Here is a 10,859-nt window from a genome sequence, read left to right as displayed (position 1 = left end):
AGACCCTTGTCAGGATCGCGCCTCACCGCCGTGGTCCCCCCGGCCGGGCTACGCCCGACCTACGGGACCACGGCGGCGATTCTCATCCTGATCGCCGGGCCGTTCTCATCCTGATTGCCGCGCAGCAGCTGTACTCAGCGCGATTTCGGGTGATGCGGCGATCACCCGAAATGACCACCCACTGTCCTTCACGACTTAGCGCCGTGCTCCACTCAACATCACTGATATCGACCGGGAACCTCTCACGAAGCGCCACCACCTCGTGCTCTGGCTTGAAGAGCTCGCGGAAGGCTCGGGCAAGTGCCGGGGAAAGGTTATGGTCGAAGAAGACCTTCACGCCGCGTGTAGGGTCTGCTCGAACGCGACAGCGTCCCGGACCACCCCGACAGGAACATCGTAGAGGCGCGCTGCTCGCTCCACAGTTCCCTCGGCGCCCACTGCATCAGCCAAGACAATCGTCGGCACGCCATAGCGAGCAGCAACAGGCTGACCAAACGACCTAGTCGGGTCGATCACGATGGACGCCTTCCCATTCAGGGGGCGCCATCGGGCAACGGCATCGTCCTCAATGTCCAAGTCCCGGAAGGTCCGCTCTATGACCTGCTTGATGACATACTGCCGCTTTCGCAGATCTAGCAGCTCGCCCGTATCGGAAGCGGACATGCTGTCGAGGAAGATGGTACGGCCATCAGTCCTGAACTGGCGTGTCGAGAACGGGCGGTCGTCATGCACGCATTCTCGCGCGAACTCGATGCACCGGCGGATGGTGAGCAGCCCTACCCCGGCATCCAGAAACGCCTTCACGAAACGCAGCTCGATCAGATCGCGAAAGCCAAGCTCGAGGTGCTTCTCTGATCGGGGTAACTGCGGCGTCCAAAGGGGAGGCATTCCCACCGTCCGCCCACGCTTGGTGAACTCATACCCGCCCAGCCAGCGGTTGATGTTGCGCGCCGACATGCGCAGCAAACGGCCGACCTCAGGCGCGGTGTAGTAGCCCACACCGAGTGGCACTGCCGGCACCGAATCTGGGTCAAGGTTGGCCATGGGATTCGCGGTACCCTAACGAGCCGGTTGGGTCAGTTCCAGCATGTGTGCCCCATCTCACTCCCCGGTTTCCAGGTAGGCCGCCGCTCGCGCGCTGGCAGCCTCCATGGCCGCTTCCCGGCTCTCGGCGCCGCCCACGTCCACCTCCATCTCCGCGCCGTCATCCTCGGATACTTCGGCGACCTCCCAGGTCCACGTCACCATGGGGGAGGTTGGATCCTCCCAGACCCGTAGAATCAGCTCCAGCTCGCCGCCGCGGCCGGGCTGTCTCTTCTTCCAGGTGCCGGGGGTCGGCTGGGTCCAGTTCTCGACCTCGCTCAAATCTCCTCCCCTCCGCGCTGGAGTGCCCCAACCGGCAGGATGATGGTGCAGTGCACGCCGTTGGGCGTGAACTCCCGCCGGACCTCGGCTTGCAGCTGGTAAGGCAGGGCCTCCTCTAGGAGGATGGTTCCGAAGCCACGCCGTTCAGCCGGCTCCGCCGGCATCTCCACCCCGCTCTCCCGCCATTCCAGGATCAGCCGCCCCGGACCGTCCTCGCCCTGCTCCAGCCGCCAGGTCACGGCCAAGCGTCCCCCCGGCTGCCCCAGCGCACCGTATTTCGCGGCGTTGGTCGCGAGCTCATGAAGGGCCAGCGCCACCGTCTGCACCTTGTCGCCGGGGATCTCGACAGGAGGTCCCGATACCGCCGCCCGAGTTGACGTCCCATCCCCCACGGCGGCCAGTTCCACCCTCACAAGTTCGGCCAGCGGCACGGACCAAGTGTTGGAGCGGGAGAGGAAGCCTTGCACCCGGCCAAGCGAGGACAGGCGGGCATCGAAGGCCTGGCGCTCCGACGAGGGGCCGAGGCTTCGGTGGGCGATGTTGCGGACCACTGCAAGCAGGTTGCGCGTCCGGTGCTGCAGTTCGGCGACCAACAGCTCCTGCCGCTCAGAAGCCCGTTTCTCTTCGGTCACGTCCCGCGCGACGCCTCCGACCTTCTCTATTCTTCCCGCCTCATCAAGGAGTGGGAAGACGGTGCTGCGCGCCCACCGCACATGCCCATCCGAGGGGCGCATGATCCTGAACTCATGGGTGATACGCTCTCCGCGTCGTACGCGGCGGAAGTTGTCCAGAGCGACCCTGCGGTCCTCCGGGTGCATCAGCTCGGCCCACTGCTTGACATTGTTGCCGCTCAGCACGCGTTCGAGGCTTTCGCCATAGATCGTCTCGAACGCCGGGCTGAGATACTCGAACCGGAGCGTCTCTGCATTCCTGATCCAGAGTAGGTCCGATGACGCTTTGCCAAACTGCCGAAACCGCTCCTCACTCTCGCGCAGCTTGTCTCTCATCCGCTTACTCAGAAATGCCTGCAGTATGGCGGGGGCAAGTGCTTCAGCCGCTTCCAGGTCCTCGGGCCGGTAGCCGCCCTCACGGTTGCCCAGCCCGAGCATGCCGATCGTTTGATCCGCATGGACCAGCGGCACACCCAGGAATGACCTCAGCGTCGGGTGTCCCTTGGGCGTGCCAATCCGGTCTGGGTGCGATGCAGGATCATTGGCGATAAGGCTCTTCCCGTCGAGCAGCACCCGCCCATAGATGCCGTGGATCCTGAAGCCCGTCGGCGCCTTCCCCAGAGGGAAGGCGGGATCGTCCATGGTGAACGCCTTCCAACCACGCTCACTGACGGAGAGGTCATCAAGCCGGCCCGTTCTGAAGTTGATCTCACCCATGAAGCTGAAGGCGCTCTCGGTAACCTCCTCGGCGACGGCGAGGCAGACCCGGCCGAGTTCCTCCTCCGGGCGGGCGGTCAATGCCTCACGGAAGATGCGGTTAATGGCTTCAAGCACGGCATTTTTCCGCCTAAGCCCCTCTTGGGCCCGGACACGGGGCCTAACCTCGCGCCCAACCATGTGGACGCATACGATCTGGCCAGCGTCGTCCCGAACGGGCGTGAGTGTGGCATCAAATACGTCAGCGCCGAGCTTATCGACGCGCGTGTCCAGCGGCTGAGCGGTGACCTGCACGACATCACCCCCGAATGCCCGAGCGTAGAGAGGGCCGGCCGTGCTCCAGCCTTCCGGGAAGGTGTCCGGTAGACGTCGCCCAAGCGCGGCCGGGTGCCGGCCGCCATACATCCGGGCGGCAGCATCGTTGTAGATCAACGTCCGGTCGGGTCCACAGACGAGACAGGAGACGGTCGGGCTCGTCAGTACGAATTCAACCATCAACTTGAGCCGGCTCGACCAGGTCTCGATCGTTCCAAGTGCCGTCGCAGACCAGTCGAAGGTCCGGATGCGCTCGGCCATCTCGCCCGTACCAGCGGGCCATGAGGCTTGTTCTACCTGCCGCTCGGTCATCGCTAGGTAACGCTCGCTCAGCGCGCTTAGCCGACCTGTTTCCGCATCCGCACCCCCGCTCCTTCCCCGTTCTCGGGGACAAAGATCACACCAGCAGCCTCCAGGGCCTGCTGGAGCGCAGCCAGCGTGCCTGTATTGACCGACTTTCCGGCCTCCACGCGAACCACTGTGTTCGGCGCCACGGACGACCGCTCTGCCAACTCCGCCACCGTCAGCTTGAGCATGGCGCGTGCCCCCCGAACCTGGGCGCCTGAGATCATTTGCATTCCTATCGCAAAAACATGGTCGGCCATCGCAATATTGGCTGCGATATCATCGCAATGTTGGTTGGTTATCGCAGAAAAGAGGTTCCAGCAACCATGCTTGCCCTCCACCCCCGCATCAACCCCGCCGTCTTCACGCAGGCCGAGCTGTTCACCGACGGCCGGATCAGCGACGAGGTTCTGCGGTCCGTCGCCTCCATGCGCGGCCTGCCCCTGCTGATCGAGCCCGGCGCCGCGCCGACCCTCGCCGAGATCGCGGCCAAGGCGGAGCGGGAACTGGTGGGCGCCATGTCCAACCTGCTCGTCTGCCGCAGTCTCTTCGTCGCCGCGTGCCGCCGCATCGGCATGGCGAACAAGCGTCCGGCCGCTGAGCGCCGAGCCGCACAGGCCGCTGCCATGCGGGGCATGAACAAGGCCCGTGCCGAGCTGATCCGCGCCGAGCGCCGCGAGGCCGCCGCCCGCGCTGCCCTGGCCTCCCTGGCGAACTGAGGCGGCCAGATGCTCTCCCCCGCCATCCTCACCAGCTTCGTGAACCCGCCCGTGTCCGTGCGCTGCTTCGACTGGAGCGCGACGCTGCACGGCTACGGCGGTGAGCCTTCCGAGCCGATTGGTCGCGGCGTCACCGAGGCAGCCGCCGTGCGCGACCTCCTGGACCAGATCGAAGAGGAGGAGCCCGCCTTTGCTGACGCGCAGCCCTGCACCCTGCGCCTGTCCACCGAGGCCATGCGCTGGCTGGATGCGGACCTGGAGGCCGCCGTGGCTGGGCTGCTGCGGGATGAGGCGGCAGCGCGAGGGGAAGGGGACGCGGGCGCCATCCGGCAGGCGGCGGCGGATACCCGTCTCGGCGGGATGGTGCTGGCCGCGCTGCGGAGCGCTAGCCGGTGACCGCCCGCACCATGGAGCGCCACGCCAGAAGATCAGCGGCCCAGGGGGAGACATTCATCCTTCTGGGCAGTGATGGCCGCCACGTCCTGCTGGGGCGCCAGTGTGAGCCGGATGCGGCCGAGGTGGGGCAGATTGCCGCCCTGCTGGCCGCGAAGAACCTGGGCGGCTGGGTCGCCCTGATGCGGGGCGACTACTGGCACCGCCAACGCCGCGTGAGCCTGGAGCGGATCCGCGAGGCCGCCCCTTCCTCAATCCCATTCGATCAGGCCGAGGCCGCCTTCCAGGCGATCCGGCGCGGCGCGCTGGCGCCCTGATCCGATCCCGCGCCCGGCGGGCAATCCCTCTGATTGGGGGAGAACTCCGGGCAAAGTCGGCAAATTTGCCGGCTTAAAGAGCGGCCGAGCCGCAGGGGTGGACACCCTGCAGCCCGGCCAGACCATCAACCCGAGCACCACGCAAGGAAAGCCGATGGCTACCGCCACCGATACCACCGCAGGCAGCACTAGAAGAAGAGAAACCGGCTTCGCCGCCCTGGTGATGACACCAGACCTGCGTGTGGCGATTGAGCGGAAGGCCTGCGGCCTGCTCGACGCCGCGGACTTCTGATTTCCTTCCTCGACGCGGCCGACGCGCCGCAGATGGACATCGAGCCCGACGTGGAGGGCGAGGCCGAGCCGGAGGAGGCCAGCCAGCAGCCGGTGACGCTGGTTCCCGACTGGGCGCGCCCGGTGCAGGTCGTCCGCCCCAGCCATCGCGAAATGCGCGAGGCCTACCGCCGGAATGGAGACCCGATTCCGGCCAATCTCCGGTACGACATTTTCGGGAGGGCGCGCGGATGATCCGGCGTCCCTTCAGCTGGCCCGCGCCCTACGTGTGGCCCCTCCCGAAGAAGCCGGCGCCCTCGCGGGCGGGAGGTGGAAAGTGAGCGCCCGCCCGTTCCGCGCGCTGCCCCAGGCGCCCACGACCCTGCCCCAGACCTCTCCCAAAAAGCCTCCCGTGAAGCCGCCCCGCCGCGCCTTCCTGGGCGCCGTGGCCGTGTTGGTGCTGCCGAATGCCGGCGTGGCCCTTCCTTCCGGTCCGGTCATTGTCGGCGGCGAGATCATCACCGATCCAAACGAGGTGCAACTGATCCGCCTCTATCGCAGCTTGCCCGAGCACATGCACGGGCCCTTCGTGCGATGCTTCGAGCGCGCGGCAGCCGGAATGCCTCTTCGCGATGCCCTGATCGGCTTCGGGGCGGAGTGCGGCCAGGACGAGGCCAAAGCCATGGCCGAGGCGGTGGTGACGTGACCGGCGCGCTATCTTGGCCGCAAAGGGGCTGGGGCATGAGCCCCACCCTCGCCCACCGGGCTTGCTGCATTTCCTTATTCGTCCGATGACGGCGCGAAGAGGGCGGCCATTACCTCGGTGAGTAGCTCGTCAAGCTCTGTCAGGTGCTGGACTCGGGCATAGTTGGCCAAGCCTTCTATGGCCCGTTCCAGGGCATTCTCTGCTGAAGGAGCGCCCGTGTCTGCAAAGTGCTGATCAGCCACCCCGTCCTCGGATTCCACAACGTTAGGTTGCGGCGTTGATATGAACCTAACCATCACACGTTAGTGCGTCGCATCAACACGCGCTGTTGCTGCGGACGGGGAACATTTCCGTGTATCATCGTTCTGCGGAGCGATATGCGCCCAGGGACACACAATGGCAGCTCAGTCGGATCCCCCGGCCGGTGACGGTCTGGAGCACGCTCTCGTGGGAGCACTCGACGCGGTGCTCGCACGAAGAGCAACCGGTCAGGACCGGGTTGAATTGTTGAAGGGTCTACGTTCGCAGTTGGAGAAAGTCCTCACGGAAGCGCCGATCTCAGAAGATGCTCTGGCGGCGATCGCGTTCCGAGTGCGTCTGGCCGCGCTGTGCGATGCCGAGATCACCCGGCTGGAGCGTGCCCTATGCGCGGCTATTCCGGCCCAGTCCGCGGCCACAGGTCCCAAATGGCCCGGATGGCACGGCTCTCGGAGGCGATGCGCTCTTCGTCCGAAGGGGGTGTCTTGGGCGCGAAAAGGGAGGCCAGTACCTCTGTAAGCAGTTCATCAGCTTCGGCGAGATGCTGGGTTCGGGCATAGCTGGCCAAGTCCTCTATGACCCGCTCAAGGGAGCTGTCCGTCATAGGCGACCTTGGCTTTGCGAAGTGCCGGTCCGTCGCGTTCATCAAACCTCCTCCGCCGCACGCCGATATTCCTAAGAGCAAGCCCCTCAATGCTGATCACAACGCCCGCTACAACTCCAGGTTACGAGTCAGACAGGTGAATGCCGCAGAGGGAGAACTCTGGCCGTGTCACGGCGTTTGGGGCCGGAACCTGCGCCAGGAGAGCAAGCCGTACATGCCCGATCAGTTTGACCTCCCTAGCCGTGACCGCTTGGAGCAAGCGCTTGCCACTGCGCTCCAGACGGTCCTCCGGCAAAGAGCGGCCGTTGAAGGGCAGGCTGAAACCCTCAAGATCCTGCGTTCGCAGCTGGGGAAAGTCCTCGCCGAGGCGCCGTTCGAGGGCGATGCTATCGAGACGATCGCGGTCCGAGCCCGTCTGGCGGCGCTGTGCGATGCCGAGATCACCAAGCTCGAAGCGCGAGTGAGCTAGCGCGGGAGCCTCATATAATCCTGGCACCGGCTGGCACGCCATGTGTAGGCTCGATCCGCTGAGGCGTTCCAGAGTCTCGCATCAGCGCCTTCGATCAGTAGAGACCCGGAGGGGGCACCCTCTAGGCGCCTGGGCAAAGCCCCGGGCTTTGTCACTTAGCCGCTCGGCGGATCGGTCATCCCGACCCGTCGAGCGGCTTTTGCGTTCGGGGGGCGTTTCGCTCTGGCTTCTGCCATTGGCGGCGGTGCTGGCGGCTGGGACGTTCCAGTCAACTATGGCGCTTCGAGTGGCGCGAAAGTGGTACGACTACAGGGTAATTGAAGGCGCCGGAACGGCCAGCTACGCCGGTTGACACGCGGGTGTAGCTCAGCGGTAGAGCACGACCTTTCCCAGGTCGGGGCCGGGGGTTCGAACCCCTCCGCCCGCTCCAATCCCCGGGCGACGGGCTCTTCCACCGCCCACCGGATCCAGGTCGCGCGCATGATGGTGCGGAGGGCGGCGTTCATGCCGAGATCCTGGCGTCACGACGGATTTGGGACTCCGCGGGAATCTGCGGATGAGGTGGGTGGAGGATCGGCTAGGGTTCTCATCCTCCAGGATGTGCCAGCGCTTTCTTAGGGCTACCGATCACGTATTTCGCCGATGGGCGGGCAAGAAGCCTCTTGCCTCTCCGCGTTAATGCTCTTGAACGCATATGCCCCACAACGCATATTGCGCCTATGCCCTGGCAGGTAACCTTCCACCCCGAGATGGCCGAGGATTTCGCGGCCCTCTCGCGGGAGGTGCAGATCGCCATGGCTGCGACGCTGCGGCTTCTGGAAGCCGGCGGCCCTACCCTCGGGCGTCCCACCGTGGACACCCTCAAGGGCAGCAAGGTCGCCAACCTAAAGGAACTGCGGTTTGCGGCCGATGGAGGGGTGTGGCGCGTCGCTTTCGCCTTCGACGGCCAGCGGATCGCAGTCCTGCTGGCGGCCGGAGATAAGGCCGGCGTGTCGGAGGCGCGGTTCTATCGGACGCTGATCGCCAAGGCGGAACAGCGGTGGAGGACATGGGAATGAACAAGGCCAAGGGCGTGTCCCTGGACGAGATGATCTCCCGGATGCCCCCGGAGGACCAGCGCGAGGTAGAGGAGCGAGCGGCCGTGCTGATCGCCCAGCACATGGCGCTGCGCGACGTGCGGAAGGCCATGGGTAAGACGCAGACTGCGGTGGCGCGGCAGCTCGGCATCAAGCAGGAGAATGTAGCCCGCATCGAGCAGCGCGGCGACATGCTCCTCTCCACCCTCCGGGGCTATGTCGAGGCCCTGGGCGGGCGCGTAACGCTCAACGTGCAGATGCCGGGGCTTCCTCCGGTGGAGCTGGAGGGGCTGGGAGACTTGGCACCGGAGCCAAAGGCACCAAAGAGGACCGCTCGGGCGCGCCGCGTGGTGACGGCGTAGGAGAGGGCCCCACATGCCCATCGTGCAGGACAATGCCCTGTTGCTCCTGAAGGGCATCTACGACCAGTCAGGCGGGGATACCGCAGAATGGGTTGATGTCTCGAAGGTATCTCACCCGCTGGGCATGACTGAGCCATCGGCGCGCGCTGGAGTGTACCGCCCGCGTTTGCTGAGACACCTGAGTGAAGCCTACGCGGCGAGGGCCGCGGTTGAAAGCTGATCCTGACGCACGGCGTCTGGTGTTTTGAAGCCGTGTCGCTCGATCAGCCATGTCGAGTTGTAGGTTTTGCGGAATTCGAGGAGCGCCTGGCGCAGGTCCTCGATGCTGTCGAAGGTCCGCACCCAGAGAAGGTTCTCCTTGAGGGTTCGGATGAAGCGCTCGGCGCATCCATTCCCCTCGGGTGCCCGCACGAAGGGATAGCGTCCGTCAATGTGGTGGAAATTGCTGATGAGCTTGAGGTGGCCACGGCTCAGGCGGCTCTGGGTGGAAGTTGCAGGGTTTCGTTGGTGGGTGCTGGGTTGAGCATCTCGCCCATGGCCTCGACGCCCATGTAGCGGTGCTGCATCTGCCATTCGTCGTTGGCCTCGAGCAGCACGGCGCCGATGAGGCGGATGATAGAGGCTTCAGAGGGAAAGATGCCGACCACGTCGGCGCGGCGCTTCACCTCTTTGTTGAGGCGCTCCAACGGGTTTGTGGAGTGCAGCTTGGTCCGGTGTGGTACCGGGAACGCCATGTAGGCGAGCACGTCGTCCTCGCTTTCATCCATCAGCTTGCCTAGCTTTGGCCAGCGTTCGCGGAGTTGGTCGGCGACATGGCGCCAGGTCTGCTGGGCGCTCGCCTGGTCGGGCTGGAGAAAGGCCTGGCGCAGCGCGGCAGAGGCCATGGACTGATGGGCCTTGCCGACATGGGCCAAGGCGTTCCTCATCCAGTGGACGCGGCAGCGTTGCCAGGTCGCGCCGAGCACGCGGGCGATCGCCGCCTTCAGCCCCTCATGGGCATCGGAGACGATGAGCTTCACGCTTTTCAGACCGCGCTTGACCAGGCTCTTGAGGAAAGTGGCCCAGAAGGTCTCAGCTTCCGATGGCCCGATGTGCAGGCCGACGATCTCGCGGCGCCCCTCGGCATCGCAGGCCACGGCAATTATGGCGGCAACGGAGACGATGCGGCCGCCCTCGCGCTGGCGCAGGTAGGTGGCATCCAGCCAGAGGTAGGGCCACTCGCCCGAGAGCGGCCGGTCGAGGAACGCCGTGACCCGCTCGTCAATGTCCTTACACAGCTTGGAGACGGTCGACTTTGAGATGCCGGACAGCCCCATCGCCTGCACCAGCTCGTCCACCCGGCGGGTCGAGACGCCGCCGATCCAGGCTTCCTGGATCACCGCCACCAGGGCCTTCTCCGAAGTCTTTCTGGGCTCCAGGAAGGGCGGGAAGTAACTGCCCTGCCGGAGCTTGGGGACCCGCAGTTGCAGCGAGCCCAGCCGGGTATCCAGCGTGCGGTCGCGAAAGCCGTTCCGGTAGTTCAGCCGCTCGCCGGTGCGCTCGTGCCGGGCGGCGCCGATCTGCCCCTCCACGTCCGCCTCCATCAGCATCTGCAGCACCGCCTCGGCGACACCGCGTTGGAAATCACCATCTCCTGCTTTCGCCAGCAGGTCAGCCAGTGGCAGTCTGTCCTCGGTCATCGGGTCCTCGTCGGCCAGGGGTGGGAGCTTCGCAACTCCATCCTAGCCGCCAGGTCCGATGGCCACCCAAGCCCTACACCCCGGACCGGCCGGATTTTCCACCACCTCCGTGGACGCTACCTGGCCGGTGTCGGCGTCGGTCGCGAGATGGAGCTTCCGCCATGACCGGCGCCTCCGTGTCCCATGCTTCTCAACCAGCCACTCGCCGGGTCCGCACAGCTGCAGGCCGGTGCTGTCCACCAGCAGGTGCACGGGCTCTCGCCCGCCGTGCGGCCGTGGCACGTCCAGCGTCCCGGCCCGGCGGCTCAGGGTGGTATGGTCCGGGACCGCCAGATCCAGGCCGAGCAGCCGGAGGAGGGAGCCGATCAGGCCCTCGGTCTGGCGCAGTGCCAGACGGAACACCGCCCGAAGGGTCAGCGCCGTCTCGATCGCCAGGGCGGAGTAGCGGGGCTGACCACCGCGGGTCGGTAAGCGTCAGCCTTGCGACGCGGGTTGACGGCTTGGCCTGAAGTTCCAGGGCAGCAGCTCGTCGATGCGGTTGACGGGGTGGCCGCTCGCGAGGCGGTCGAGCACGGTGGTGATGTAGGCTTCTG

Annotated in this window: 17 protein-coding genes, 1 tRNA gene and 2 pseudogenes; 10 read left to right on the top strand and 10 right to left on the bottom strand. The window is 65.8% G+C overall.

The window, feature by feature from the left end; all coding sequences use genetic code 11:
- Positions 1 to 82 precede the first annotated feature (82 nt).
- The 5 genes from ACO1BU_RS33980 to ACO1BU_RS33960 form a co-directional block, all read right to left on the bottom strand.
- A complete protein-coding gene (locus ACO1BU_RS33980; protein WP_424140345.1) occupies positions 83 to 337 on the bottom strand; it encodes a PIN-like domain-containing protein in 255 nt (84 codons plus the stop codon).
- Complete coding sequence (locus ACO1BU_RS33975; protein WP_424140344.1) at positions 334 to 1,044, bottom strand: hypothetical protein; 711 nt, start codon at positions 1,042 to 1,044, stop codon at positions 334 to 336. Before ACO1BU_RS33975 ends, ACO1BU_RS33980 begins: the two co-directional genes overlap by 4 nt.
- A gap of 57 nt (positions 1,045 to 1,101) precedes the next feature.
- Entirely contained in the window at positions 1,102 to 1,365 is a 264-nt protein-coding gene (locus ACO1BU_RS33970) for a hypothetical protein (RefSeq protein ID WP_424140343.1), read from the bottom strand.
- Positions 1,362 to 3,329, bottom strand: coding sequence for a PAS domain-containing sensor histidine kinase (locus tag ACO1BU_RS33965; protein ID WP_424140342.1), 1,968 nt, complete (start codon positions 3,327 to 3,329; stop codon positions 1,362 to 1,364). Before ACO1BU_RS33965 ends, ACO1BU_RS33970 begins: the two co-directional genes overlap by 4 nt.
- A 77-nt stretch (positions 3,330 to 3,406) precedes the next feature.
- A complete protein-coding gene (locus ACO1BU_RS33960) occupies positions 3,407 to 3,640 on the bottom strand; it encodes a helix-turn-helix domain-containing protein (RefSeq protein ID WP_424140341.1) in 234 nt (77 codons plus the stop codon).
- Between the two features lie 99 nt (positions 3,641 to 3,739).
- Between ACO1BU_RS33960 and ACO1BU_RS33955 the strand changes: the two genes are divergently transcribed.
- The 6 genes from ACO1BU_RS33955 to ACO1BU_RS33930 all read left to right on the top strand — a co-directional run bounded on the left by ACO1BU_RS33955 (position 3,740) and on the right by ACO1BU_RS33930 (position 5,818).
- Positions 3,740 to 4,132 (top strand): hypothetical protein, encoded by a 393-nt coding sequence (locus ACO1BU_RS33955; protein WP_424140340.1) that lies wholly within the window; start codon positions 3,740 to 3,742, stop codon positions 4,130 to 4,132.
- 9 nt (positions 4,133 to 4,141) lie between these two features.
- Positions 4,142 to 4,528, top strand: coding sequence for a hypothetical protein (locus ACO1BU_RS33950; protein ID WP_424140339.1), 387 nt, complete (start codon positions 4,142 to 4,144; stop codon positions 4,526 to 4,528).
- Positions 4,525 to 4,842: a hypothetical protein gene (locus tag ACO1BU_RS33945; protein ID WP_424140338.1), complete on the top strand. Its 318-nt coding sequence runs from the start codon at positions 4,525 to 4,527 to the stop codon at positions 4,840 to 4,842. The genes ACO1BU_RS33950 and ACO1BU_RS33945 overlap by 4 nt, the downstream gene beginning before the upstream one ends.
- A 154-nt stretch (positions 4,843 to 4,996) precedes the next feature.
- Positions 4,997 to 5,134: a hypothetical protein gene (locus ACO1BU_RS33940; RefSeq protein ID WP_424140337.1), complete on the top strand. Its 138-nt coding sequence runs from the start codon at positions 4,997 to 4,999 to the stop codon at positions 5,132 to 5,134.
- A 32-nt stretch (positions 5,135 to 5,166) separates the two neighbouring features.
- Positions 5,167 to 5,367: a hypothetical protein gene (locus ACO1BU_RS33935; RefSeq protein WP_424140336.1), complete on the top strand. Its 201-nt coding sequence runs from the start codon at positions 5,167 to 5,169 to the stop codon at positions 5,365 to 5,367.
- 82 nt (positions 5,368 to 5,449) lie between these two features.
- Entirely contained in the window at positions 5,450 to 5,818 is a 369-nt protein-coding gene (locus ACO1BU_RS33930) for a hypothetical protein (RefSeq protein WP_424140335.1), read from the top strand.
- A gap of 652 nt (positions 5,819 to 6,470) precedes the next feature.
- Here ACO1BU_RS33930 and ACO1BU_RS33925 read toward each other — a convergent pair.
- Complete coding sequence (locus ACO1BU_RS33925) at positions 6,471 to 6,722, bottom strand: hypothetical protein (RefSeq protein WP_424140334.1); 252 nt, start codon at positions 6,720 to 6,722, stop codon at positions 6,471 to 6,473.
- Positions 6,723 to 6,894: 172 nt separating this feature from the next.
- Here ACO1BU_RS33925 and ACO1BU_RS33920 point away from each other — a divergent pair, with 172 nt between their 5' ends.
- The 4 genes from ACO1BU_RS33920 (at position 6,895) to ACO1BU_RS33905 (ending at position 8,587) form a co-directional block, all read left to right on the top strand.
- Positions 6,895 to 7,149, top strand: a complete 255-nt coding sequence (locus ACO1BU_RS33920; RefSeq protein ID WP_424140333.1) for a hypothetical protein — start codon at positions 6,895 to 6,897, stop codon at positions 7,147 to 7,149.
- Between the two features lie 355 nt (positions 7,150 to 7,504).
- A tRNA-Gly gene (locus tag ACO1BU_RS33915) sits at positions 7,505 to 7,579 on the top strand.
- Positions 7,580 to 7,868: 289 nt separating this feature from the next.
- The gene (locus tag ACO1BU_RS33910; protein ID WP_424140332.1) at positions 7,869 to 8,207 is read left to right on the top strand and encodes a type II toxin-antitoxin system RelE/ParE family toxin; all 339 of its coding nucleotides are present in this window, start codon (positions 7,869 to 7,871) and stop codon (positions 8,205 to 8,207) included.
- Entirely contained in the window at positions 8,204 to 8,587 is a 384-nt protein-coding gene (locus ACO1BU_RS33905) for a helix-turn-helix domain-containing protein (RefSeq protein ID WP_424140331.1), read from the top strand. The genes ACO1BU_RS33910 and ACO1BU_RS33905 overlap by 4 nt, the downstream gene beginning before the upstream one ends.
- 189 nt (positions 8,588 to 8,776) lie before the next feature.
- On the opposite strand, the pseudogene ACO1BU_RS33900 reads toward ACO1BU_RS33905, so the two are convergent.
- The 4 genes and pseudogenes from ACO1BU_RS33900 to ACO1BU_RS33885 form a co-directional block, all read right to left on the bottom strand.
- Positions 8,777 to 9,001, bottom strand: a pseudogene (locus tag ACO1BU_RS33900) (integrase core domain-containing protein); the annotation flags it as partial.
- Positions 9,002 to 9,057: 56 nt separating this feature from the next.
- Positions 9,058 to 10,266, bottom strand: coding sequence for an IS256 family transposase (locus ACO1BU_RS33895; protein WP_424140330.1), 1,209 nt, complete (start codon positions 10,264 to 10,266; stop codon positions 9,058 to 9,060).
- Positions 10,267 to 10,350: 84 nt separating this feature from the next.
- Positions 10,351 to 10,740, bottom strand: a pseudogene (locus ACO1BU_RS33890) (transposase); the annotation flags it as partial.
- Entirely contained in the window at positions 10,741 to 10,848 is a 108-nt protein-coding gene (locus ACO1BU_RS33885) for a transposase domain-containing protein (protein WP_424140346.1), read from the bottom strand. It lies immediately after the preceding pseudogene.
- Between the last annotated feature and the right edge of the window lie 11 nt (positions 10,849 to 10,859).

The sequence above is a fragment of the Roseomonas chloroacetimidivorans genome, from assembly GCF_049629625.1.
In the GTDB taxonomy this organism is placed as follows: Bacteria; Pseudomonadota; Alphaproteobacteria; order Acetobacterales; family Acetobacteraceae; genus Roseomonas; species Roseomonas chloroacetimidivorans.
This window is presented reverse-complemented; position numbering and strand designations above follow the sequence as displayed.

Bases quoted from the DNA above. Each gene is read 5' to 3' on its own strand.
- ACO1BU_RS33975 (WP_424140344.1), bottom strand. From the start codon at position 1,044: ATGGCCAACCTTGACCCAGATTCGGTGCCGGCAGTGCCACTCGGTGTG.
- ACO1BU_RS33965 (WP_424140342.1), bottom strand. From the start codon at position 3,329: ATGGCCGAGCGCATCCGGACCTTCGACTGGTCTGCGACGGCACTTGGA.
- ACO1BU_RS33960 (WP_424140341.1), bottom strand. From the start codon at position 3,640: ATGATCTCAGGCGCCCAGGTTCGGGGGGCACGCGCCATGCTCAAGCTG.
- ACO1BU_RS33955 (WP_424140340.1), top strand. From the start codon at position 3,740: ATGCTTGCCCTCCACCCCCGCATCAACCCCGCCGTCTTCACGCAGGCC.
- ACO1BU_RS33950 (WP_424140339.1), top strand. From the start codon at position 4,142: ATGCTCTCCCCCGCCATCCTCACCAGCTTCGTGAACCCGCCCGTGTCC.
- ACO1BU_RS33940 (WP_424140337.1), top strand. From the start codon at position 4,997: ATGGCTACCGCCACCGATACCACCGCAGGCAGCACTAGAAGAAGAGAA.
- ACO1BU_RS33935 (WP_424140336.1), top strand. From the start codon at position 5,167: ATGGACATCGAGCCCGACGTGGAGGGCGAGGCCGAGCCGGAGGAGGCC.
- ACO1BU_RS33925 (WP_424140334.1), bottom strand. From the start codon at position 6,722: ATGAACGCGACGGACCGGCACTTCGCAAAGCCAAGGTCGCCTATGACG.
- ACO1BU_RS33920 (WP_424140333.1), top strand. From the start codon at position 6,895: ATGCCCGATCAGTTTGACCTCCCTAGCCGTGACCGCTTGGAGCAAGCG.
- ACO1BU_RS33910 (WP_424140332.1), top strand. From the start codon at position 7,869: ATGCCCTGGCAGGTAACCTTCCACCCCGAGATGGCCGAGGATTTCGCG.
- ACO1BU_RS33905 (WP_424140331.1), top strand. From the start codon at position 8,204: ATGAACAAGGCCAAGGGCGTGTCCCTGGACGAGATGATCTCCCGGATG.
- ACO1BU_RS33895 (WP_424140330.1), bottom strand. From the start codon at position 10,266: ATGACCGAGGACAGACTGCCACTGGCTGACCTGCTGGCGAAAGCAGGA.